General features: G+C 35.6%; 15 protein-coding genes. 14 read left to right on the top strand and 1 reads right to left on the bottom strand.

The annotated features are described in order from the left end of the window. The first annotated feature begins 1 nt into the window (after position 1). Positions 2-1,234 carry a transcription termination factor NusA gene (gene nusA / locus EYD46_RS07575; RefSeq protein ID WP_130936473.1) on the top strand — a complete coding sequence of 411 codons (1,233 nt, stop codon included), beginning with the start codon at positions 2-4 and terminating at the stop codon, positions 1,232-1,234. Positions 1,235-1,307: 73 nt separating this feature from the next. Then, positions 1,308-4,055, top strand: coding sequence for a translation initiation factor IF-2 (gene infB / locus EYD46_RS07570; protein ID WP_130936472.1), 2,748 nt, complete (start codon positions 1,308-1,310; stop codon positions 4,053-4,055). Positions 4,056-4,098: 43 nt separating this feature from the next. Here the strand turns inward: infB and EYD46_RS07565 are convergent, their stop codons facing one another. After that, the gene (locus tag EYD46_RS07565) at positions 4,099-4,482 is read right to left on the bottom strand and encodes an SPOR domain-containing protein (protein ID WP_130936471.1); all 384 of its coding nucleotides are present in this window, start codon (positions 4,480-4,482) and stop codon (positions 4,099-4,101) included. A 223-nt stretch (positions 4,483-4,705) separates the two neighbouring features. On the opposite strand from EYD46_RS07565, the gene EYD46_RS07560 reads away from it, so the two are divergent. The 12 genes from EYD46_RS07560 to ruvB all read left to right on the top strand — a co-directional run bounded on the left by EYD46_RS07560 (position 4,706) and on the right by ruvB (position 25,435). Beyond that, positions 4,706-6,010, top strand: a complete 1,305-nt coding sequence (locus tag EYD46_RS07560; RefSeq protein ID WP_130936470.1) for a c-type cytochrome — start codon at positions 4,706-4,708, stop codon at positions 6,008-6,010. A 73-nt stretch (positions 6,011-6,083) separates the two neighbouring features. Next, entirely contained in the window at positions 6,084-9,179 is a 3,096-nt protein-coding gene (locus EYD46_RS07555) for a TAT-variant-translocated molybdopterin oxidoreductase (protein ID WP_130936469.1), read from the top strand. A gap of 84 nt (positions 9,180-9,263) precedes the next feature. Then, positions 9,264-11,012 carry an NrfD/PsrC family molybdoenzyme membrane anchor subunit gene (gene nrfD / locus EYD46_RS07550; RefSeq protein ID WP_130936468.1) on the top strand — a complete coding sequence of 583 codons (1,749 nt, stop codon included), beginning with the start codon at positions 9,264-9,266 and terminating at the stop codon, positions 11,010-11,012. Positions 11,013-11,021: 9 nt separating this feature from the next. After that, the gene (locus EYD46_RS07545; RefSeq protein WP_130936467.1) at positions 11,022-11,555 is read left to right on the top strand and encodes a DUF3341 domain-containing protein; all 534 of its coding nucleotides are present in this window, start codon (positions 11,022-11,024) and stop codon (positions 11,553-11,555) included. Between the two features lie 9 nt (positions 11,556-11,564). Continuing rightward, positions 11,565-12,119 (top strand): c-type cytochrome, encoded by a 555-nt coding sequence (locus EYD46_RS07540; protein ID WP_165454357.1) that lies wholly within the window; start codon positions 11,565-11,567, stop codon positions 12,117-12,119. 20 nt (positions 12,120-12,139) lie between these two features. Beyond that, positions 12,140-13,507: a quinol:cytochrome C oxidoreductase gene (locus EYD46_RS07535; RefSeq protein ID WP_130936466.1), complete on the top strand. Its 1,368-nt coding sequence runs from the start codon at positions 12,140-12,142 to the stop codon at positions 13,505-13,507. A gap of 30 nt (positions 13,508-13,537) precedes the next feature. Further along, positions 13,538-14,611 (top strand): cytochrome c oxidase subunit II, encoded by a 1,074-nt coding sequence (locus EYD46_RS07530; RefSeq protein ID WP_130936465.1) that lies wholly within the window; start codon positions 13,538-13,540, stop codon positions 14,609-14,611. A gap of 26 nt (positions 14,612-14,637) precedes the next feature. Next, on the top strand, positions 14,638-16,428 hold the full coding sequence (locus tag EYD46_RS07525) for a cytochrome c oxidase subunit I (RefSeq protein WP_130936464.1): 1,791 nt from the start codon (positions 14,638-14,640) through the stop codon (positions 16,426-16,428). Positions 16,429-16,649: 221 nt separating this feature from the next. Continuing rightward, on the top strand, positions 16,650-21,347 hold the full coding sequence (locus tag EYD46_RS07520; protein ID WP_130936463.1) for a gliding motility-associated C-terminal domain-containing protein: 4,698 nt from the start codon (positions 16,650-16,652) through the stop codon (positions 21,345-21,347). A 27-nt stretch (positions 21,348-21,374) separates the two neighbouring features. Further along, the gene (locus EYD46_RS07515) at positions 21,375-22,331 is read left to right on the top strand and encodes a PorP/SprF family type IX secretion system membrane protein (RefSeq protein WP_130936462.1); all 957 of its coding nucleotides are present in this window, start codon (positions 21,375-21,377) and stop codon (positions 22,329-22,331) included. 18 nt (positions 22,332-22,349) lie between these two features. Continuing rightward, positions 22,350-24,236, top strand: coding sequence for an OmpA family protein (locus EYD46_RS07510; protein WP_130936461.1), 1,887 nt, complete (start codon positions 22,350-22,352; stop codon positions 24,234-24,236). Between the two features lie 176 nt (positions 24,237-24,412). Beyond that, positions 24,413-25,435, top strand: coding sequence for a Holliday junction branch migration DNA helicase RuvB (ruvB, locus tag EYD46_RS07505; protein WP_130936460.1), 1,023 nt, complete (start codon positions 24,413-24,415; stop codon positions 25,433-25,435). The last annotated feature ends 28 nt before the right edge of the window (positions 25,436-25,463 follow it).

Here is a 25,463-nt window from a genome sequence, read left to right as displayed (position 1 = left end):
TATGGAGAATGTTGCGTTAATTGAATCTTTTTCAGAATTCAAAGACGATAAATTAATTGATCGTGTTACGCTAATGGCGATTTTAGAAGATGTTTTTAGAAGCGCCTTAAAACGAAAATATGGAGACGATGATAATTTTGACATTATTGTAAACCCTGATAAAGGCGATTTAGAAATTTGGAGAAATCGTATTGTTGTTGCTGATGGAGAAGTAGAAGACGAAAACCAAGAAATATCTTTAACCGATGCAAGAAAGATAGAGCCAGATTTTGAAGTAGGTGAAGATGTGTCAGAAGAAGTGAAGCTAATAGATTTAGGGAGACGCGCTATTTTAGCATTACGCCAAAATCTTATCTCTAAAATTCATGAGCATGATAACACTATAATCTACAAACAATTTAAAGATTTAGTAGGAGAGATATATACTGCTGAAGTACATCATATAAGACATAGAGCAGTTATTTTACTAGATGATGAAGGTAATGAGATTGTATTGCCAAAAGACAGACAAATACCATCTGATTTTTTTAGAAAGGGAGATAATGTAAGAGGTGTTATAGATACAGTAGAACTTAAAGGAGCAAAACCTACAATTATTATGTCTAGAAGTTCTCCTGTATTTTTAGAAAAATTATTTGAGCAGGAGATTCCAGAGGTATTTGATGGCTTAATTACCATAAAGAAAGTAGTAAGAATCCCAGGCGAGAAAGCAAAGGTTGCTGTAGATTCTTATGATGATAGAATAGATCCAGTAGGTGCTTGTGTTGGCATGAAAGGTTCTAGAATTCACGGTATTGTTCGTGAGTTAGGTAACGAAAACATTGATGTTATTAATTATACGAATAACTTACAATTATTCATTACAAGAGCATTAAGTCCAGCACGTGTAACGTCTATAAAACTTGATGAAGAAAACAAACGCGCTGAGGTTATTTTAAAACCTGAGGAAGTTAGTAAAGCTATTGGTAGAGGAGGTCATAACATTCGTTTGGCCGGTCAATTAACAGGTTACGAAATAGATGTATTCAGAGAAGGAGCTGAAGAAGATGTTGAGTTAAGTGAATTTTCAGACGAAATAGAAGAATGGATTATTCAAGAATTCAGTAAAGCTGGATTAGATACCGCTAAAAGTGTTCTAGAAGAAGATGTTGACGATTTAGTAAAAAGAACAGATTTAGAAGAGGAGACGATAAATGATGTTATTAGAATTCTTAAAGAAGAATTCGAAGATTAGTACCAACTGAAATTTTAAAAGAAGTTTTAACAGTAGAGGTATTATAGTATATTTGAGATTTTAAAGGCAATTTATGGCTGAAACAATTAGATTAAATAAAGTTTTACGAGAGCTGAACATTTCTTTAGACCGTGCTGTGGAATTTTTAGATTCCAAAGGCATAGAGATAGAGAAGCGTCCAACTACAAAAATTTCTGAGGAGACTTATAATGTGCTTTCAGATGAATTTGAGACGGATGCAAATAAGAAGATGAAGTCACAAGAGGTAAGTGAAGCTAAGCTAAAGGAAAAGGAAGATTTGCGTATTAAACGTGAAAAAGAGCTAGAGGAAAAGCAAAAAGCTCAAGAAGCTGTGCAAAAATCTGAGGTTGTTAAGGCCGCATCAACACTTTCGGGACCTAAAACTGTTGGTAAAATAGATTTAGAACCAAAGAAAAAGGTTGTGGTTGAAGCGAAAGAAGAAAAGCCTGTTGCCGAGGAAAAGCCTATTGCCAAAAAAGAAGTTGTAGAAAAACCGGTAAACAAGAAAGAGGAACCAGCAAAGGTTGAAGAAAAAAAGCTCGTAGCTAAGAAAGAAGAAGTAAAACCAGAGAAAAAGGAGACACCAAAGAAGATTGTTGTTGATGACGAATTGGTTACTCCTGATGAGCAAGTAAAAACACAATACCAAAAGCTTACAGGCCCTAAGATTGCTGGAGATAAAATAGATTTATCTCAATTTAATAAGCCAAAGAAGAAAAAAGAGGAGAAAAAAGAAGGAGGAGCTTCTACTGGCAATGCAAACAAAAAGAAAAGGCGTCGTATTAGTAAAGCTGGTCCTAGTGGAGGGCAAGGCGGTAATAACCAGAGAGGTGGTAACCGTAACAATGATAGGTTTAAAGGAAAAGGGCGTCGCAATGTTGTAAAAGAAGAACCTAGTGAAGAAGATGTAAAAAAACAAGTGCGCGAAACACTTGAAAAATTACAAGGTAAATCTTCAAAAGGTAAAGGAGCAAAATATCGTAGAGAGAAGAGAGATCAACATAGAGATCAAACAGAAAAAGAATTACAAGCAGAAGCAGCTGAAAGTAAAATTCTTAAAGTAACAGAGTTTGTTACTGCAAGTGAAGTAGCTACTATGATGAACGTGGGAGTTACCGAAATTATTTCAGCATGTATGTCTTTAGGAATGATGGTAACAATGAATCAGCGTTTAGATGCTGAAACTTTATCTATTGTTGCTGAAGAGTTTGGATATCAGGTAGAATTCGTTACGGCTGATATTGAAGAATCGATTGTAGAAGATGAAGATAATCCAGAAGATTTAAAAGCACGTGCGCCAATCGTTACAGTAATGGGGCATGTAGATCATGGTAAAACATCGCTTTTAGATTATATCCGTGAAGAAAATGTGATTGCAGGAGAGTCAGGAGGTATTACCCAGCACATTGGTGCTTATGGTGTAACTTTAGATAGCGGACAAAAAATAGCATTTTTAGATACACCAGGTCACGAAGCGTTTACGGCAATGCGTGCTCGTGGTGCTCAGGTTACAGATATAGCTATTATTGTTGCAGCAGCAGATGATGATATTATGCCACAAACCAAAGAGGCTATTTCTCATGCCCAAGCAGCTGGAGTACCTATTGTATTTGCTATTAATAAAATTGATTTACCAGCAGCAAACCCTGAAAAAATAAAGGAAGGTCTTGCTAATATGAATTTATTAGTAGAAGATTGGGGAGGTAAAATACAATCTCATGATATATCTGCCAAAATGGGAACAGGTGTAAAAGAATTGTTAGAAAAAGTTTTATTAGAAGCTGAGCTTTTAGAATTGAAAGCAAACCCAGATAAACCTGCTGTAGGAACAGTTGTAGAAGCATTCTTAGATAAAGGAAGAGGTTATGTGTCTACTATTCTAGTTCAAGCTGGTACACTACGTGTTGGAGATTATGTATTGGCAGGTCAACATAGTGGTAAGGTAAAGGCAATGCATGACGAGCGTGGAAATGATATCGAAGCAGCAGGGCCTTCTACACCAGTATCTATACTTGGTTTAGATGGAGCACCGCAAGCAGGAGATAAATTCAATGTATTTGAAGATGAGCGAGAAGCGAAACAAATTGCAGCAAAGCGCTCACAATTACAACGAGAGCAATCTGTTAGAACACAACGTCATATCACACTTGATGAAATTGGTCGTCGTATTGCACTTGGTGATTTCCAAGAGTTGAATATTATACTTAAAGGGGATGTGGATGGTTCAGTAGAAGCATTAACAGATTCGTTCCAGAAATTATCTACCGAAGAAATACAAGTAAATATTTTACATAAAGGCGTTGGAGCTATTACTGAAAGTGATGTGTTATTAGCGTCAGCTTCTGATGCAATTATTGTTGGATTTAATGTGCGACCTGTTGGGAATGCAAGAGATATTGCTGACAAAGAAGAAATTGATATCAGAACATATTCTATTATCTACGATGCTATCAATGATCTTAAAGATGCAATGGAAGGCATGTTGTCTCCAGAGCTTAAGGAAGAAGTTACAGGTACAGCTGAAATCAGACAAGTATTTAAAGTGTCCAAAATTGGAAGTATTGCAGGTTGTATGGTAACCAATGGTAAAATCTTTAGAAACTCTGGTGTACGTTTAATACGCGATGGTGTAGTAGTACATACTGGAGAATTAACCTCATTGAAACGATTTAAGGACGATGTTAAGGAAGTTTCAAAGGGTTACGATTGTGGTATGCAAGTGAAGAATTACAACGATATTAAAGAAGGTGATATTATTGAAGCCTTCCATGAAGTAGAAGTAAAGAAGAAATTGAAATAAAACAAAAAAGCGAATCTAATCAGATTCGCTTTTTTAATGTCTCTTACTTTTTCTTAGGTTTAAAAATAAATGCAGAAGGAAATTTGCGTTTTATACGTTTTAAAGCCCTATCAGCTTCCAAGCGTGTGTTAAAATTTCCAGCCCAAACTTTGAAGTTTGGTGTTTCATAATGCATTACAGGTCGCCAATCGCCAAAAGCTTCAGCAAAATCTTTTTGTGCATTTTTAGCACCATTTCTATTTCCAGAATAGACTTGAATTTTATAACGTCTAGAATTAGTTTCATCCTTATTCATCTTCTTTTTTAACTCAAGAAGTTTTGGAATGCGATCGTCTTGATTTATGGTTACATCTCCATCTTGCGCATTACCTAAAAATAGGCAGAAAACAATGCAAATAACTGTAAGATAGACGCTTTTTAAATTCATTGTAATTTCTTTTTAATTGTCTTATTGCAAATATATACGAGATAAACGAAAACATTGGTCATTTATTTATTTAGAATCCTTCTAAATTATCAATTAACAGTTCCCTAACATTTCGAAAATCGACTTTAAGTATTACTTTTGCCTGAGATTTTATGACTATGTTTTTTCAGTGTTTTCAATGAAAAAATCGTACCAAAATTTAGAAGTTAATATAACTAACAATATGAAACAGGTGATTCACCGTAAATTAAGCAAGTATGTTCTTCGCACGAGCTTAATTGTATTATTAGCATTTACATTCTCTCTTTCGGCTCAGGAAGGAGACCCAGCAAAAGGAAAATCTTTATTTAACGCAAATTGTGCTGCTTGTCATCAGCTTGATAAAAAGATGACAGGACCTGCATTACGTAATGTTGAAGCGAGATTGTCAGAAGAGCAAGGTCTTGACAGGGATTGGATTTATGCTTGGATTAGAAATAGTTCGGCTCTTATTAAATCTGGCGATGCTTACGCAAACAAAATCTATAACGAATATGGTGGAGCGGCAATGACTGCATTTCCACAATTATCGGATGATGATATAAATAATATTTTAGCTTACACTGCTGAGGAGAAAAAAGCACCAGCTGCAGCTGCTGTAGCTGTAACTCCTGAAGGAGGAGGAAGTGGTAATTCTGGAGGGATTTCAAATGAAATAATCTTAGGAGCTTTAGCTATATTATTTATTTTATTAGCTGCTGGTCTATATCTAGTAAATAAAACGTTACGTCGCTTTGCTTCTGCACAAGGTATAGATTTACCAGAAGCAACTAAGAGAACACCACTTTGGAAAGCATTTGTACAAAATCAATTTTTAATGATTGTTGTAGCGATTTTCTTTTTGTTGTCTAGTGCGTATTTTGTTTACGGTTATTTATCACAAATCGGGGTAGATCAGGGTTACGAACCTGTGCAACCTATTCATTATTCACATAGAATTCACGCTGGTGATAATGGTATTGATTGTAAATACTGTCACTCATCTGCAAGAGTAAGTAAACATTCTGGAATACCGTCTTTAAATGTTTGTATGAACTGTCATAAATCAATTTACCAGGTTGCTGATGAAACACAGCAAGAAGGTTTAAGTGAATATGGTATCGATTATAATGCAGAGATTAAAAAACTTTACGAAGCGGTAGGATGGGATGATGAAAATCAAAAATATACAGGAGAAACAAAACCTGTAAAATGGGTTAGAATACATAACTTACCTGATTTCGCATATTTTAATCACTCACAACACGTTACGGTTGCAGGTGTTGAATGTCAAACTTGTCATGGGCCAGTAGAAGAAATGGAAGTGATGTATCAGCATGCGCCATTAACTATGGGATGGTGTATTAATTGTCACAGAGAGACTAATGTAGCAGTAAAAGATAATGCGTACTACGAAAAGATTCATGAAGAGTTGTCTAAGAAGTATGGCGTTGAGAATTTAACAGCGGCTCAAATGGGTGGGCTTGAATGTGGTAAGTGTCATTATTAATAACGAAAAAGTAACGGTTTTAGTTTAGGGAAACTAACAACTAATAACCATCAACTAATAACTAGTAAACAATATGTCATCAAACAAGAAATACTGGAAAAGTGTTGAAGAGCTAAACGAAAATAGCTCTATTGTTGAGACGCTAAAACAAAACGAATTTGTAGAGGAGATTCCTACTGATGAATTCTTAGGAGATAAGGAAACGTTGGAGTCTACATCTACAACACGTCGTGATTTCTTAAAATATGTTGGTTTTACAACAGCTGCTGCTTCATTAACAGCTTGTGAAGGACCAGTGAAAAAATCAATTCCTTATGTAGTGCAACCAACTGAAATTATTCCAGGTGTTGCTAACTATTATGCAACTACAATTGCAGATGGTTTTGATTTTGCAAGTGTTTTAGTAAAAACTCGAGAAGGTCGTCCTATAAAAATAGAAAATAATGCAATGGCAGCTACTAATGGTAGTGCGAACGCCAGAGTTCATGCTTCTGTTTTAGGTTTGTATGACAGTTTAAGAGTGCAAGGACCAAAAAAAGGTAGTCAAGCTATTTCTTGGGATGATTTTGATGCTGAAACTACTAAAGCTTTAACGGATATAGCAGCTGCAAATAAGAGTATTGTGTTGTTAACTCAAACTTATGCAAGTCCATCTACAAATAAGTTAGTAGCTGAATTTTCTGAAAAATATGGTAATGTAAGTCATGTGCAGTATGATGCGGTTTCAGAATCAGCAGCTTTAGACGCATTTCAAACAAAATATGGAGAAAGAGGTTTAGCAAATTACGATTTTGCTAAAGCAATGACAATTGTATCTGTTGGAGCAGATTTCTTAGGCGATTGGCAAGGAGGAGGATTTGATTCTGGATATGCTAAAAATAGAATTCCAGATCATGGTAAGATGTCACGTCATATTCAATTTGAATCTAACATGAGTTTGTCTGGTGCAAATGCAGATAAACGTGTGCCATTAACGCCAAGTCAACAAAAACAAGTATTAGCTAAATTATACAGTTTAGTTGTTGGAGGTTCTGTATCTACAGATTTACCAGAACATATAAATGAAGCAGCTACAAAAGCAGCTTCAGAATTAAAGAAAGCAGGAAGTAAAGGTGTATTAGTTGCAGGTATTCAGGATGTGAATGCGCAAACTGTAGCTTTAGAAATAAATGAAGCTTTAAATAGTAAAGCATTCGATTCTAAAACACCTAGAAAAACAAGACAAGGTAACGATAAAACAGTAGCGCAATTAATTGCTGATATGAAAGCAGGTAAAGTAGGTGCTATTATAATAAGTGGTGTAAATCCAGCTTATACGTTGCCAAATTCGGCAGACTTTTTAGAAGGTTTAAAGAAAACAAAATTGTCTGTAGCATTTTCATTAAAAGAAGACGAAACAGCTTCACAATGTCAATATACTGCAGCTGCACCACATTACTTAGAATCTTGGGGGGATGTAGAATTGAAAAAAGGCCATTACGCCTTAACACAACCTACTATACGTCCTTTATTTGATACAAGACAATTTCAAGAAGCTTTATTAAAATGGACTGGAAATGATAGTTCATATCACGATTACATAAAATCAACTTGGGGTTCTGATATCTTAGGAGGCGGTTCATTTAACAAGGCTTTACACGATGGTGTTTATGTTGGAACTCTAGCTGAAGAAGTTGGAGCTATAAATGAAGAAGATATTGAAGCACCGTCAGGGAATGCAGCAAGAGCATTAGCTACCTCTGCTAAGTCTAATGGTTTAGAATTAACATTATATACCAAAGTAGGTATGGGCGATGGGCAACAAGCCAATAACCCATGGTTACAAGAATTTCCAGATCCTATTACGAGAACATCATGGGATAACTATTTAACAGTTTCTAAATCTGATGCAGAAAAACTAGGTTTAACTAATACTAACGTTGCTAATGGTGCATTAAATGGTAGCTACGCTAAAGTTACTGTTAATGGAGTTTCTGTTACTGCACCTGTGATTATTCAACCAGGTCAAGCAAAAGGTTCTGTTGGTTTAGCTTTAGGGTATGGAAAAAAACTAGGGTTAAAAACAGAAATGCAAACAGGAGTTGATGCATTTCCTTTATATCAAAACTTCAACACAGTTCAAGATGTAACAGTTGAAGCTGTAGGTGGAGAGCATGAATTTGCTTGTGTACAATTGCACAATACCTTAATGGGACGTGGAGATATTGTTAAAGAAACTACGTTAGAGGTATTTAATACAAAAGATAAGAAATACTGGAACCCAGTACCAGTAGTATCATTAAATCACGAAGAGACTCCAGTTACTTCTCCTGAAGTTGACTTATGGGATGAGTTTGATCGTTCTATTGGGCATCATTTTAATTTATCTATAGATTTGAATGCATGTACAGGATGTGGAGCTTGTGTAATTGCATGTCACTCAGAAAACAACGTACCAGTTGTTGGTAAAACAGAAGTACGTCGTAGCCGCGATATGCATTGGTTACGTATTGATAGATATTATTCTTCAGATGAAACATTTGAAGCAGATGATACTAAAAAGGAAGAATTTTCAGGACTTTGGGGAGATAAAGGTTCGTTAGGTGGATTTGGAGAAATGGAAGATCCGTCAGAAAATCCTCAAGTAGCATTCCAGCCTGTAATGTGTCAACACTGTAATCACGCACCGTGTGAAACAGTTTGTCCGGTAGCAGCAACATCTCACGGTCGTCAAGGTCAAAATCACATGGCATATAACCGTTGTGTAGGTACAAGATATTGTGCGAACAACTGTCCTTATAAAGTACGTCGTTTCAACTGGTTCTTATACAACGGAAACGATGAGTTCGATTATCATATGAATGATGATTTAGGACGTATGGTATTAAACCCAGACGTTGTGGTACGTTCTCGTGGTGTTATGGAGAAATGTTCTATGTGTATTCAAAAAACACAAAAAACGATTCTTGATGCGAAGCGTGACGGGCGTGAAATTAAAGATGGAGAATTCCAAACAGCATGTTCAGCAGCATGTAGCTCTGGTGCAATGGTATTTGGAGATATTAATGATAAGGAAAGTAAAGTTGCAAAACTTAAAGAAGATAACCGTATGTATCACTTGTTAGAGCATGTTGGCACAAAACCAAATGTGATCTACCAAACAAAAGTGAGAAATACAACCGAAGCATAATTTTAAGTAACAAAGTAAAAGTTAGAAAGTTAAAAGTAGCATTGCTTTAAGCTTTTAAACATATAAACAATTAAACAATTAAATATGGCGTCTCATTACGAAGCACCTATTAGAAGACCTTTAGTTACAGGCGAAAAATCATACCACGATGTTACTGTGGATGTAGCAAAACCTGTAGAAGGAAAAGCCAATAAGCACTGGTGGATAGTTTTTGGTATCTCACTTGCGGCTTTTCTTTGGGGAATTGGATGTATATTATACACAATATCAACGGGTATTGGAACTTGGGGTCTTAACAAAACTGTTGGTTGGGCCTGGGATATTACAAACTTTGTTTGGTGGGTAGGTATTGGTCATGCAGGAACACTTATTTCTGCGGTACTATTACTATTCCGTCAAAAATGGAGAATGGCAATTAACCGTTCTGCAGAAGCAATGACAATTTTCTCAGTAGTTCAGGCAGGTTTATTCCCAATTATTCACATGGGTCGTCCTTGGTTAGGTTACTGGGTATTACCAATTCCAAATCAATTTGGTTCACTTTGGGTTAACTTCAATTCGCCGCTACTTTGGGACGTATTTGCAATTTCAACGTATTTATCAGTATCGTTAGTATTCTGGTGGACTGGTTTATTACCTGATTTTGCGATGTTACGTGATAGAGCAATCAAACCATTTCAAAAGAAAATATATGCATTATTAAGTTTTGGATGGTCTGGTAGAGCTAAAGATTGGCAACGTTTTGAAGAAGTATCTCTAGTACTTGCAGGTTTAGCAACACCACTTGTACTTTCTGTACACACTATTGTATCTTTTGACTTTGCAACGTCTGTAATCCCTGGTTGGCATACTACAATATTTCCACCTTATTTTGTTGCTGGTGCGGTATTCTCAGGATTTGCTATGGTAAATACACTTCTTATTATTATGAGAAAGGTATGTAACCTAGAAGATTATATTACAGTACAGCACATCGAGTTAATGAACATCGTAATTATGATTACGGGTTCTATAGTAGGTGTAGCCTATATTACTGAGTTATTTATTGCTTGGTACTCTGGTGTAGAATATGAGCAGTACGCATTCTTAAATAGAGCAACAGGTCCTTACGCTTGGGCTTATTGGATGATGATGTCTTGTAACGTATTCTCTCCACAGTTTATGTGGATTAAGAAATTAAGAACAAGTATCATGTTCTCTTTTGCTATTTCAATTGTGGTAAATATAGGGATGTGGTTTGAGCGTTTTGTAATCATCGTAACATCATTACATAGAGATTACTTACCATCATCATGGACTATGTTCTCACCAACATTTGTAGATATAGGTATCTTCATAGGAACTATAGGATTCTTCTTTGTATTGTTCTTATTATATTCTAGAACATTCCCTGTAATTGCTCAGGCTGAAGTTAAGACTATATTGAAATCTTCAGGAGAGCGATACAAGAATTTAAGAGATTCTGGTAAAAGTTTAGTAGGAACAGGTGCTGATGAGAGAACTTCAGGAAGTTCAATTAAGGCAATAGATGTTCAAACAGATGCACCAAAAACTGATATATCTGATGAAGATAAGTCTGAAATGACAAATTCATTACTTGAAAGTATTGGGACATTTGATGCCTCTTCTCAAACGGCTGATGATTTAAAGAAAATTAGTGGTGTTGGTCCTAAAATGGAAGAAGTTTTAAACAGTATTGGTATTTATACGTTCCTTCAGGTAAGTAAAATGACCAAAAAAGAATATGATTTGTTAGACAGCATTACCGGTTCATTCCCTGGAAGAGCAGAACGTGATGATTGGTCAGGACAAGCTAAAAAATTAATAAACTAAACATAGTCAATGGAAGCTTCAAAAGTTATTCACGCTATCTATACTGATGATGATGTATTAATGTCTGCCGTTAAAAAGGTTAAGTCAGAAAAGCATCATATTGAAGAAATATATACACCTTTTCCTGTACATGGTTTAGACAAAGCCATGGGACTAGAACCAACAAAAATTGCAATTACTGCATTTATGTATGGTTTAGTAGGGTTAACAGTTGCAATTGTAATGATGAATTTCATTATGATTAAAGATTGGCCTCAAAACATAGGAGGAAAGCCAAGTTTTAGTTACTTGGAAAATATGCCTGCATTTGTTCCCATTATGTTTGAGTTAACGGTGTTTTTTGCAGCGCATTTAATGGTAATTACATTTTATCTAAGAAGTAGAATGTGGCCATTTAAAAAAGCTGAAAATCCTGATCCTAGAACAACTGATGATCATTTCTTAATGGAAATAGCTATACACGGAAATGAAAATGAGTTAGAAAGCTTATTAGCAGAAACGGGAGCAGTAGAAATTAATATTGTAGATAAAGAAGCGCATTAATATAGTTTTATGAAGAGCTTAATTAAAATTTTGGTAATAGCAGTAGTGTTTGTAGCTGTGTCTTGTAAAAAAGATTCTGCACCAAACTATCAATTTATGCCTAATATGTATGAATCTGCTGGTTATGAAACTTACGGAGAAAACAAAATGTTCGAAAATGGAATGGAAGCTAGGACACCAGCTCCAGGAAGTATTCCAAGAGGCTATATTCCTTTCGATATTGAAAATTCTACTGAAGGCTACGATTTAGCAAAAGCGACCCTAAAGAGCCCTTTAGATTCTACTGATGTAGATTTAGAAAGAGGTAAAGAATTATATGAGATTTACTGTGGTATATGTCATGGTAATAAAGGTAACGGGCAAGGTAAGTTGGTAAAGCGAGAAAAAATATTAGGGATTCCTAGTTATGACGATGCTGGTAGAGCTATAAATGAAGGCAGTATTTATCATACTATTTATTATGGTAAAAACTCAATGGGGAGTTACGCAAATCAACTAAACGAAGAAGAACGCTGGCAAGTGGTATCTTACGTTTTAAAGTTAAAAGCAGATTTAGAAAAGTAAGAAGATAAGATTATATAGATATGTACACATTTTCAAATAAATTAAAGACATTTTCTATCATCCTAGTTGTACTTGGAATATTAGGAGTAGGATATGGTTTTATGACATCTCATAAATCTTTTGAAGAAGTAGAGCACTTACTTGCTGAGGAAGCACATCATGGAGGCGGACACGGAGAAGAAGCTGCTCATGCAACTTCTGGTCACGATACACATGGGGTAGCTGAAGCACATGGAGATTCTCATAGTGACGATGCTCATGCAGGAGAAGACGCTCATAAAAAGCATGTAGAGCATGTACAACACCAAATAGCTAACAGACCTTGGTCTGCACTTTATGTAGCGGCATTTTTCTTTATGATGATTGCATTAGGCTGTTTAGCATTTTATGCAATACAAATAGCATCACAAGCAGGATGGTCTCCTGTATTATTTAGAGTGATGGAAGGTATAACAGCGTATTTGTTACCTGGCGCTGTTATTGTTTTAATCATAGCATTAGCATCTCATTATCTTGGACATAATAGTTTGTTCATTTGGATGGATCCTGAAGTTGTAGCTCATGATAAGTTAATTCAAGGAAAATCAGGATGGTTAAATATCTACGGATTTGCCATAAGAGGAATTATATTTATAGCTGGGTGGAGTTTTTACAGACATATTTCCAGAAAATTATCTAGAAATATCGAAGAAACCGAAGATAAAGCAAGTTTTAAAAAGTTATTTAAATGGACTGCGGGATTCTTAGTATTCTTTATATATACAGAATCTATGATGTCTTGGGATTGGATTATGAGTGTAGATCCACACTGGTTCTCAACACTATTTGGATGGTATGTATTTGCTAGTATGTTTGTAAGTGGAATTACAGCAATAGCTTTAATTTCAATCTACTTAAAATCTAGAGGATATTTAGAGTTTGTAAATGAAAACCATTTACACGATGTAGCAAAGTTCATGTTTGCAATAAGTATTTTCTGGACTTATCTATGGTTCTCACAATTCATGCTAATTTGGTATTCAAATATTCCTGAAGAAGTAACATATTTCATTACACGTTTTAACGATTACAAATTACCGTTCCTAGGCATGGTGGTTTTAAACTTCGTATTCCCAATATTAATGTTGATGAATGCAGATTACAAGCGTATTCCTTGGTTTGTTGTCATGACAGGTTTAGTAATATTATTTGGGCACTACATTGATGTTTTCAATATGATTATGCCTGCAACTGTTGGAGATAGATGGTTTATTGGTATACCAGAAATTGGTTCAATTTTATTATTTGCTGGATTATTCATTTTTATTGTATTTACGGCATTAACAAAAGCACCACTATTGGTAAAAGGTTACCCATTTAGAAAGGAAAGCGAAGATTTTCATTATTAATTAAGATATAAATAAAGACGACTGATAACAATGACTGCTTTATTAACAATTATAGTTTTAGTATTTATTTTAATAGCCATTTGGCAGATGGTTAAAATTTTCGACTTAGCTCAAGCTAAAAACGAAAATGACATTGCTGGTGTAGCTACAGATAAGGATAATACCATAAATGGATATTTGATGATGGGCTTTTTAGCTTTCATCTATATAATAACTATTATAAGTTGTGTTAAATGGGGGGATTTGCCTCTATTATCAAATTCAGCTTCAGAGCATGGACCAACTATAGATAATTTAATGGTTATCTCTTTAGTTATTATCTTCTTTGTACAAACAGTCACTCAGTTTTTATTACACTATTTTGCTTTTAAGTACAAAGGTGAAAAAGGAAAGAAGGCTTTATTCTTTGCAGATAATAATAAGTTAGAGTTTATCTGGACTATTATTCCAGTTATTGTATTAGCTGGTTTAATCATATATGGCTTAAATACTTGGATTAACATCATGGGTGTTGATGAGAGTGATGATCCATTAGTTGTGGAGTTATATGCTCAACAATTTAACTGGAAAGCAAGATATGCTGGTGCAGATAACACTTTAGGAAAAGCCAATGTTAGATTAATTGATATAGATCGTGCTAATATTTTAGGTTTGGATGAGGCAGACCCTAATGCGCAGGATGATATTATTACTACAGAATTACACTTACCAGTAGGCAGACCGGTATTATTTAAAATGCGATCTCAAGATGTTTTGCATTCGGCCTACATGCCACATTTTAGAGCACAAATGAATTGTGTTCCAGGTATGATCACACAGTTTGGATTTACTCCAACAGTGACTACTACAGATATGAGGCAAACACCTGATATGCAGGAAAAGGTTAAGAACATCAATAATATAAGATTAGAAAAAAGTAAAGCATTAACCGCTAAAGGCGAAGATGCTCTAGAACCCTATGAGTTTGATTATCTTTTATTATGTAATAAGATTTGTGGAAAATCGCATTACAATATGCAGATGAAAATTGTGGTAGAAACACAAGAAGAATATGAAGCTTGGATAAAGGAGCAAAAGGAATTCAAAAACTCTTTAATTAACTAATACAAAAAGAAAAACGATATAAGATTATGTCAGCACACGCAGATACTCACGCTCACGACGACCACGGACATCATCATAAAGAAACGTTTATAACTAAATATATATTTAGTCAAGACCATAAAATGATTGCTAAACAGTACCTTATCACTGGTACTATTATGGGAGTTATTGGTGTAATGATGTCTTTAATGTTCCGTATGCAAATCGCATGGCCAGAAGAACCTAATGTGCTTTTTGAAGCATTATTAGGAAAGTGGGCACCTGATGGTGTTATGGATGCCGATATATATTTAGCGTTAGTTACGATACATGGTACTATAATGGTATTCTTCGTTTTAACGGCAGGGTTAAGTGGTACGTTTAGTAACCTATTAATTCCGTTACAAATTGGAGCACGAGATATGGCTTCAGGTTTCTTAAACATGGTATCCTACTGGTTATTCTTTTTATCGAGTGTTATCATGGTAATTTCTTTGTTTGTTGAAGCAGGACCTGCTGCTGCTGGATGGACAATATATCCACCACTTAGTGCTTTACCTTTAGCACAAGGCGGTTCAGGCATGGGTATGACGCTTTGGTTGGTTTCAATGGCAATATTTATAGCATCATCTTTACTTGGCTCATTAAATTATGTTGTTACAGTCATAAACTTGCGTACTAAAGGAATGTCTATGACAAGACTTCCATTAACTATATGGGCATTTTTTATCACAGCGGTAATAGGTATTATCTCATTCCCTGTATTATTATCTGCAGCCTTATTACTCATAATGGATAGAAGTTTTGGAACATCATTTTTCCTGTCAGATATATTTATACAAGGTGAAGTATTACACTATCAAGGAGGATCCCCCGTTTTATTTGAACACTTATTTTGGTTTTTAGGACATCCAGAGGTTTATATTGTAATATTACCTGCAATGGGACTGGTTTCTGAAATTATGGCATCTAATTCACGTAAACCAATTTTTGGATATCGTGCTATGATTGCCTCTATTTTAGCAATTGCATTTTTATCAACAATTGTATGGGGACATCATATGTTTATATCAGGAATGAATCCATTCTTAGGTTCTGTATTTACATTTACAACGTTATTAATTGCTATACCATCAGCCGTTAAGGCCTTCAACTGGATAACAACACTTTGGAAAGGTAATCTACAGATGAATCCAGCTATGTTATTCTCTATAGGCTTTGTGTCTACATTTATTACAGGAGGATTAACAGGAATTATTTTAGGAGATAGTGCGCTTGATATTAATGTACACGATACGTACTTTGTAGTAGCACATTTCCACTTAGTAATGGGTATATCAGCTTTATATGGAATGTTTGCAGGAATATATCATTGGTTTCCTAGAATGTTCGGTAAAATGCTAAATAAAAATTTAGGTTATATTCATTTTTGGGTAACAGCAGTTTGTGCTTATGGTGTGTTTTTCCCAATGCATTTTATTGGAATGGCAGGATTACCAAGAAGATATTACACAAATAGTAATTTCCCTCTATTTGATGATGTAGCCAACGTAAATGTTATCATCACTATATTTGCCTTAGTTGGAGGTGTTGTACAAATTGTTTATTTGTACAATTTCTTTGCTAGTATTTTCTTTGGAAAGAAAGCTGTTCAAAACCCTTGGAGATCTACAACTTTAGAATGGACAGCGCCAGTAGAGCACATCCATGGTAACTGGCCGGGAGAGATTCCTCATGTACACCGTTGGGCATATGATTATAGTAAACCAGGACATGATGAAGATTTTGTACCTCAACACATACCTCTAAAAGACGGAGAAGAAGAGTTACAGCATTAAATAAATAAAAAATATCTTACATAAAAAGCCCACCTAATTTGGTGGGTTTTTCAGTTTAAGTGATTGTTTTTTTCGATAAAAAGTAAATTTTATTTAAAAAAATCGATGAAATACAAAAAAATCAGTTAAATTGCAGTCGGAAAAATATTAAGATGAAGATTTGCTTATAAATATCATCATTAAGTTTCCTTGCTATTAAATATGATTTTTAACCATTTAAAATGAAAAACAAACCTATCTCAAAGAATATATACTTAGGTATATACTTTAGTTTATTGTTTTTGTTAGTGTCATTTTCAATGACAGCACAATGTCCCACAATAAGCGATCCAAACCCTCCTCCAATATGTGATGCTTCTGGCTATACATTTAGTGATTTGAATACTCTTGCCACAGATAATGGCGATGGTATAGTATGGTATGATGCACTTACAGGTGGCACGCCATTTAACACCAATGAACTAGTATCTGAAGGTACATACTATGCAGATAATAATTCTGGTTCATGTGTTGTTAGACCGTTTATTACAATTGACTTTCAAGTGAATCCTTCTGGAGAAAACCTTGATCGTATTTATTGTAGTAACGAAAGTGCCACAATCCAAACCTATATTGATGATGTGCTTCTGGGAAGCATTCCTTCAGGAGGCGCAGTAGAAGTGTATAATGATTTCGATTTAACGAATCAAGCTAATCCAACAGATGCTATCCCCGTTGGAGCCTCAAACTACTATATTGTTTTTGTAGATAATGGAGGCTGTAGAAGCCAAATTGAAATAGGTCAAGTAGGTGTCTTTACAGCACCAACTGATCCTACGCCAGCCACACCTCAGGAATTTTGTGCTGATACTAATCCACAGGTTGGAAATTTAGATCCAGGAACAGCATCAACAAATTTTCTGTGGTATGACAGTTTAGATGGTTCTGGAGATCCGATACCTCCAGCTTTATCGTCAACAACACCGTTGGTAGATGGTAACACGTATTATGTTCAAGTAGATGATATATTTTGTGTAAGTAATCCGGTAGCTGTTACGGTAACTATTGATACACCAACCGAAGCAGGAAGCTCAGCAAATTTAGAGTACTGTGATGATAGTTTACCAGGTGCTTTTGATTTATTTGATGAATTGGGAGGAACACCCGATAATACGGGCACATGGGCAGGACCTTTAACAACTTCAAATGGTTTTAGAGGTACAGTAAACATATCAGTATTAGCGGCTGGTACTTACATATTTACATACACAGTTCCAAGTACTGGAGCTTGTCCAGATGCAGTTGCAACAGTAACGATTCAAATTTTTGAAACTTTTAGCTCTGGTACACCATCAGCAGCTAATCCTGCTTCATATTGTGAATCTGGCTTACCAACTGATTTAGATTTATTTTCATTACTAGATAACGAAGATATAGGAGGACAATGGACGCAAGGTACATTAAGTACAGATCCAGTTGTTACATCTCCAATAGACTTAACTACAGGAGCTTTTACACCTGGTACTTATAATTTTACCTATACGCACAACCTGTTACCAAACCCTTGTCCGGAAGAATCTACTACGGTTCAAGTTACTATTTTGGTAGACCCAAATGCTGGAAATGCAGTAAATCAAACATTTTGTGAAAATGATTTAACAGGAAACTCACCATTTAATTTATTTGATGCCTTAGATGGTTCTCAAGATAATAATTCTGGTACATGGACAGATGCTGCCAATACTACAGTAACTAATCCTATAGACATTACAAGTTTTACAGTAGCGGGTAGCCCTTATTTGTTTACATATACAATAGATAACGGTACATGTACAGACGCTGAGCAAATATCAATTACAATTGAAGATGCTCCAGAATCGGGAACACCGGTTACCACTTTCCCAGAGTTTTGTGAAGGATCAGCACCGTCAAGTTATGATTTATTCGATTTGTTAGAGAATGAAGATCAAACAGGAACATGGTATGTGGGTACAGACAATACAGGAGCCACAACTCCAAATACAGTGGATTTATCTGGTTTAATATCAGGAACGTATAATTATACTTTTGATGTGGACGCTATAGGAAGTTGTGACGACCCGTTGGTAACGGTTCAGGTAATTATCAACCCATTACCAAATACAGGTACACCATCGCCTGCTACATTTTGTGAAAATGATGTAGTAGCTAATTCGCCTTTAGACTTATTCGGTCAGTTAACAGGAGAAGACGCAGGAGGTACTTGGACAGATGATGATACAACAGTCGCTTTAACAGGAAGCGATGTAGATTTAACCGTATTAGCCATTGGGAGCTATAACTTTACTTATACCATTACAGATGTAAATAATTGTACAAATAGTACAACAGTAGTTATTACAATTGAGGATGCTCCAGAATCAGGAACACCAGTAGCTGCTTTCCCAGAGTTTTGTGAAGGATCAGCACCGTCAAGTTATGATTTATTCGATTTGTTAGAGAATGAAGATCAAACAGGAACGTGGTATGTTGGTACAGACAATACAGGAGCCACAACCCCAAATACAGTGGATTTATCTGGTTTAATATCAGGAACGTATAATTATACTTTTGATGTGGACGCTATAGGAAGTTGTGATGACCCATTGGTAACGGTTCAGATAATTATCAACCCATTACCAAATACAGGTACACCATCTCCCGCCACATTTTGTGAAAACGAATTGATTGCAAATTCGCCTTTAGATCTATTCGGTCAGTTAACAGGAGAAGACGTAGGAGGTACTTGGACAGATGATGATACAACAGGTGCTTTAACAGGAAGTGATGTAGATTTAACACAGTTGGTCATAGGGACATACAGTTTTACATATACTATTACAGATGTAAATACATGTACAAATAGTTCAACCGTAACAGTTACAGTGGAAGACGCTCCAGAATCAGGAACTGTAAATACACCTGTAGAGTTTTGTGTATCAGAAGTTACTACAGGACAAACCTATGATCTATTCGATTTATTAACGGATGAAGACCAAATAGGAAGTTGGAACGATGATGATACTACAGGGGCGCTTACAGGAAATTTAGTAACTATTGATGGTCTTACAGTAGGAACATATAATTTTACTTATGATGTAGACGCCATTGGAAGTTGTGATGATGTTAACGTTACTGTAAGTATTATAATAAATGATATTACAGCACCAACGGCTAATGCTACTCAAGAGTTTTGTGATAGTGCTACAGTAGGGGATTTAGTAGCTACAGGTGCTGATATCAGATGGTACGACGCTTTAACTGATGGAAACTTACTTTCTAGCGGAGATACCTTAGTTGATAATACTATATACTATGCGTCCCAAACCGATATTGCAGGTACAACATGTGAGTCTTCGACAAGAACAGCTGTGACAGCAAGAGTATATCAAACCCCTAATTCAGGAGGTTTAGCGGCTAACCCTATAATTTCATGTAATAATACTACCATAGATTTAAACTTAGGTTTAGATGGCTCTCAAGATAGTAATGGAACTTGGTACGAAGGTACAGATAATACTGGGGCTGTAGCTTCTAACCCTACAGTTTATAATGTTAATGGGTTTATGGAAGGAAGTTATGAATTTACATATTATGTAGTTGCCTCTGCCCCTTGTTTAGATATGAGTACAACTATCACAGTAACTATAGAAGAACCACAAAGCGCAGGAACAGGTGCAAACATAGATATTTGTAGCTCTGATGGGATAATAGATTTATTTGGATTATTAGGTGCTGCAGACACAGGAGGAACATGGTCTCCTGCCCTAACAAGTGGTACGGGAGATTTCGATCCAGCAATAGATACATCAGGAATATACACATATTCCATTACAAATGCTTGTGGTACAGTAAGTAGTGATGTAGAAGTAAATGTGGTTGAAGCGCCAAATGCAGGAGTTAATGCATCACTAGCGGCATGTGCTGGAGATGGTACTACAGATCTATTTACACTTTTAGGAACCGATGCACAAACAGGAGGAACTTGGTCTCCAGCTTTAATTAGTGGTACAGGAGTGTTTGATCCTTCAGTAGATAATGAAGGCATATACACTTACACAGTAGTCGCGACCACACCATGTTCTCTAGATGCAACAGCCGATGTTACAGTGACTATCGATGATAGTTTACCAGTAATTATTTTAGAGCCTAACCCTACATTTTGTTTAGCGGATATGCCAGTTGTGGCTGATTTAAGCGATAGCATCCGTGCTACAGGAACTGTAAATTGGTACGAAGATGCAGCGCTAACATCCCCAGTTACAGATACAGATGCATTAGTAGACGGAGAAGATTACTACGCTACACAAACAAATAATACTGGGTGTGAATCATCAGTGGCAGAACGTGTTGATGTTACTATAAATGATGCACTAACGCCTACATTAGAAGATAGTACAGAAACATATTGTATCAATGATGGTCCAACGCTAAGTACATTATCAGATAATATTGTAGAATACGAAGCTACATTAGACAATATAGTGTGGTATGACGCACCAATAGGCGGAAATCAAATTTCAGAAGATACCGAACTGGGTCCTTTTACATATTATGCCGCTTTAATCGACCAAGCTACAGGATGTGAGAGTTCTGTGAGATTAGAAGTAGTACCTGATATTACGGCTTGTGGAAAATTAAGTTTACCCGATGGATTCTCGCCAAATGGAGATGGTGTAAACGACACTTATGATATTGACAACTTAAGTATCATTTATCCAAATTTTGAATTAGAGATATTTAACAGAAACGGAAATATAGTATATAAAGGTAATGCAAGCACAGCACGATTTGATGGTACATCAAACCAAGGACGAGTTGTTGTAAAAGGCGACTTACCAGTGGGTGTGTACTTCTATATTTTTAGATTTAATAACGGGGTGGATGCCCCAGAACAAGGACGCTTATACTTAAGCAGATAGTTTATAGATAAAGCAAAATTTAGACAAATGAAACATTTAAATATATATCATAAAATAGCTGCTTTGTTAAGTTTGACGTTCCTGTCATTACAAAGTTTTGCACAACAAGATCCACAGTTCACACAATATATGTATAACATGAGTGTGATTAATCCAGCTTATGCGACAGCAGAAGAAGGTATTTTAAATCTTGGTGGATTATACAGAACCCAATGGGTAGGCTTAGAAGGAGCGCCAAGAACCGGAACCTTTTTTGCCCACACACCCATTAACGATAAAATAGAGATGGGTGTGTCATTTACTAATGATAACATTGGAGATATAGTAAACGAGAATAACATTTTTGCAGATTTCGCTTACGTATTACCAGTTGGTATAGAAACAAAAATTTCTTTCGGATTAAAAGCAGGTGTGCGCATGTTTGATACCAACTTTAATGGTTTGCAATTACAAAACGGACCAGCAAGTGGAGATATCGCATTTAATGAAAACCTTAATCGTGCATTCCCGAATTTAGGTATAGGTGCATTCTTTTTTACAGAGCATTATTATTTAGGTATTTCGGCACCCAATATGTTGTCTACAAAACATCTTGAAAACGAAAACGGTATCAAAGCAACAGGTGTAGAGAGTGTACACTACTTCTTTACAGGAGGTTATGTTTTTGATCTTAACTCAAAATTAAAGCTGAAGCCCGCATTTATGGCGAGATCAGTTAAGGGAGCACCATTAGCTTTAGATATTACTGCTAACGTTTTAATAAATGAAAAATTAGAAGCAGGTTTAGGCTACCGTTTAGGAGATGCAATGAGTGCTCTGGTAAATTTTAGAGTTACTCCAGATTTAAGAATAGGGTATGCCTACGATTATACAACCAATAACTTGGGGGATTTTAATTCAGGTTCCCATGAGATATTCATTTTATTTGATGTGGATTTATTCGGATTTAAAAATGGGTATGATCGTTCCCCAAGATTCTTCTAACATATAATACTAGGAAACATGAAAAAACATATATACATACTTGCAAGCCTTTTATTAGTTAGTGGAATAGGGTTTGCTCAAAAGAAAAATTTAAAGCGTGTAAATAAGCTTTTTGAGATGAGAGCTTATAAAGATGCAGCTGAAATTTATGAAACCAAAGAACGAAATCAAGAAGTACTTCAGAATTTAGCTGATAGCTATTATTATAATGCCAGTCTTCAAAAAGCTATAAAAACATACAGGGAGCTGTTTGTGCAATATGGAGATTCAATTGATATTGAATATCACTTTAGATTTGCCCAAGCTTTAAAAGGAGTTAAGGAATACAAAGAAGCAGATAAGCATTTAAGACGCTACTACAATAAGCAAATAAATACTTTAGCTTTTATTGAGGAAACAGATAAAACAACTCCGCATACCTTTAAATTAAAGCAAATAGAAAATAGAAATTCTAGTAGTGATTTTGGCTTGTCGTTTTATGGAGATGATAAAGTAGCTTTTGCATCCGCAAGAAATTCAGAAAACCCAGCATATTCTTGGAATAACTTACCGTATTTAGATTTGTATAGCGGCACTTTAACAAGTGAAAATGTACTAGAAAATGTAGAACCATTTTCAGCATCAATAAATACAGAATCCCATGAGAGTAGTGCTGTGTTTACAAAAGACGGTAAAACCATGTATTTTAATAGAACAAATACAACGCGAAAGAAAACAGATGAAGAACGTATTGCGCATATTAAAATTTATAAAGCAGAATTGGTAGATGGAGAGTGGACCAATGTTACCGCACTACCATTTACATCAAACGCATATAGTACAGAGCACCCAGCGTTGAGTAAAGATGAGAAAACCTTGTATTTTGCTAGTGATATGCCTGGGACTTTAGGGAGTTTCGATATTTTTAAAGTAGTCATAAATGAGGATGGTACCTATGGCGAACCAGTGAATTTAGGAGAAACCATTAATACCAAACACAGGGAACAATTTCCATTTATAAGTAAATATAATGTGTTGTATTTTTCATCAATAGGACATTTAGGTTATGGCGGATTAGATGTGTTTAGAAGTAATTTGGTAAACGGCGAATTTGATAAGCCTGTAAACTTAGGAAGCACAATTAACAGCCCTTTAGACGACTTTGCCTATGTAGTTAGAGAAAAAGATAATAAAGGTTTTGTGTCTTCCAACCGAGGAGGATACGATAGACTATTTGGTTTCAAAAGAGAAAAGAACCCGCTTACATTCTATCAAGTTGAAGGTGTGGTAGAAGATTTAAATAGTAAAGAATTGCTATCTGGTGCTTTGGTAACTTTATTTGATGAGACAGGAACTGTAATTCAGGATACCATTGTAGGAGAAGATGCCTATTATATATTTAAAATAGAGCCAAATAAAAAGTATAAAGTAAGAGGTACACGAAAAGCGTACATTCCTCAAGATGTAGAATTCTCTACAGATAGTAAAGGGAAAGTACAACATAATATCTACCTAAGTTTAGAGTCTTTTGCAGATGCAGAAGAGCGTGTTAAAGAAAAAGATACCGATCTTGTACAAGTAGAGCTGGATAAAATTTTCTTCGATTTTGATAAATCAGATATTAGAGAAGATGCTGCTACTACCCTTAATGTTTTAGTAGATTTAATGAAAAAGTATCCATCTATGGAAGTAGAAGTTTCTGCTCATACTGATGCACGAGGTCCAGACCAATATAATTTAGAGTTATCAAAACAACGTGCAGCTTCAACCTTGGAATATTTGGTAAGCCAAGGCATAGTCAGAGATAGATTAAAAAGCATAGGTTATGGAGAAATGCAGCCGCTTAACAAATGTGTTAAAGAAGGTATTTGCACTGATGAAGAATATGATATTAACCGACGTTGTGAATTTACAATTCTAAAATAACCAACATAACCCAACCAAAAGCCGAAAGAGCCTTTCTACTAACTACGGTTAGATGTGAAAGGCTTTTTGTTTATATTTGTTTTAAATGAAAGCATATATTTTTGTCGCTCCTGCAAAAGTAGGAACCTGCCAAAAAATCTTTTAAAAAGCAATTCCCACTTTTATTTGAAGTTGTAATGAACGAAAACCTAGATCCAACAAACGATAATTTTTCTCCGGAAGAATTTGATGTAGAAAAAAAGTTGAGGCCATTAGCCTTTAATGATTTTACGGGGCAAGACCAAGTGTTGGAAAATCTTCAAATTTTTGTAAAAGCAGCCAATTTAAGAGGAGAAGCTTTAGATCATACTTTATTTCATGGACCTCCAGGATTGGGTAAAACAACGTTAGCCCATATTTTAGCAAATGAGTTAGATGTTGGTATCAAAGTAACTTCAGGGCCAGTTTTAGATAAACCAGGAGATTTAGCTGGCTTATTAACGAATTTGGATGAACGTGACGTTTTGTTCATAGATGAAATCCATCGCTTAAGCCCTATTGTTGAGGAATACCTGTACTCCGCTATGGAAGATTACAAGATTGATATTATGATTGAAACAGGGCCAAATGCCCGTACAGTCCAAATCAATTTAAGTCCGTTTACGTTAGTAGGAGCAACAACGCGTTCAGGATTGTTAACCTCTCCCATGCGTGCACGTTTTGGGATTCAAAGTAGGCTGCAATATTATAAAACCGATTTATTGACTACTATTGTTCAACGTAGTGCGATGATTTTGGATGTTCCAATTTCTATGGAAGCAGCTGTTGAAATTGCAGGACGAAGTAGAGGGACACCACGTATAGCAAATGCATTATTGCGACGTGTTAGAGATTTTGCACAAATAAAAGGAAACGGTAGTATTGATATAAAAATAGCAAAGTTTGCATTAGAGGCATTAAATGTAGATGCCCATGGTTTAGATGAAATGGACAATAAAATTTTATCTACCATCATCGATAAATTTAAAGGAGGTCCTGTAGGGATTACCACTATTGCCACTGCAGTAAGTGAAAGCCCTGAAACTATAGAAGAAGTATATGAACCCTTTCTGATCCAGCAAGGATTCATTATGCGTACCCCTCGTGGACGCGAAGTAACAGAGCAAGCATATAAGCACTTAGGGAAAATTAAAGGAAATATTCAAGGGGGGCTGTTCTAAAACCCACCTTGCCTCCTCAAAGGGGAGG

The sequence above is a fragment of the Hyunsoonleella pacifica genome (genome assembly GCF_004310335.1).
GTDB classification, from domain to species: Bacteria; Bacteroidota; Bacteroidia; order Flavobacteriales; family Flavobacteriaceae; genus Jejuia; species Jejuia pacifica.
This window is presented reverse-complemented; position numbering and strand designations above follow the sequence as displayed.

Excerpts from the sequence above, each read along its gene's own strand:
- EYD46_RS07545 (WP_130936467.1), top strand. The coding sequence starts at position 11,022 with ATGGAAGCTTCAAAAGTTATTCACGCTATCTATACTGATGATGATGTA.
- EYD46_RS07530 (WP_130936465.1), top strand. The coding sequence starts at position 13,538 with ATGACTGCTTTATTAACAATTATAGTTTTAGTATTTATTTTAATAGCC.
- EYD46_RS07555 (WP_130936469.1), top strand. The coding sequence starts at position 6,084 with ATGTCATCAAACAAGAAATACTGGAAAAGTGTTGAAGAGCTAAACGAA.
- EYD46_RS07540 (WP_165454357.1), top strand. The coding sequence starts at position 11,565 with ATGAAGAGCTTAATTAAAATTTTGGTAATAGCAGTAGTGTTTGTAGCT.
- EYD46_RS07520 (WP_130936463.1), top strand. The coding sequence starts at position 16,650 with ATGAAAAACAAACCTATCTCAAAGAATATATACTTAGGTATATACTTT.
- EYD46_RS07515 (WP_130936462.1), top strand. The coding sequence starts at position 21,375 with ATGAAACATTTAAATATATATCATAAAATAGCTGCTTTGTTAAGTTTG.
- nusA (WP_130936473.1), top strand. The coding sequence starts at position 2 with ATGGAGAATGTTGCGTTAATTGAATCTTTTTCAGAATTCAAAGACGAT.
- nrfD (WP_130936468.1), top strand. The coding sequence starts at position 9,264 with ATGGCGTCTCATTACGAAGCACCTATTAGAAGACCTTTAGTTACAGGC.
- EYD46_RS07560 (WP_130936470.1), top strand. The coding sequence starts at position 4,706 with ATGAAACAGGTGATTCACCGTAAATTAAGCAAGTATGTTCTTCGCACG.
- infB (WP_130936472.1), top strand. The coding sequence starts at position 1,308 with ATGGCTGAAACAATTAGATTAAATAAAGTTTTACGAGAGCTGAACATT.
- EYD46_RS07525 (WP_130936464.1), top strand. The coding sequence starts at position 14,638 with ATGTCAGCACACGCAGATACTCACGCTCACGACGACCACGGACATCAT.
- ruvB (WP_130936460.1), top strand. The coding sequence starts at position 24,413 with ATGAACGAAAACCTAGATCCAACAAACGATAATTTTTCTCCGGAAGAA.
- EYD46_RS07510 (WP_130936461.1), top strand. The coding sequence starts at position 22,350 with ATGAAAAAACATATATACATACTTGCAAGCCTTTTATTAGTTAGTGGA.
- EYD46_RS07535 (WP_130936466.1), top strand. The coding sequence starts at position 12,140 with ATGTACACATTTTCAAATAAATTAAAGACATTTTCTATCATCCTAGTT.
- EYD46_RS07565 (WP_130936471.1), bottom strand. The coding sequence starts at position 4,482 with ATGAATTTAAAAAGCGTCTATCTTACAGTTATTTGCATTGTTTTCTGC.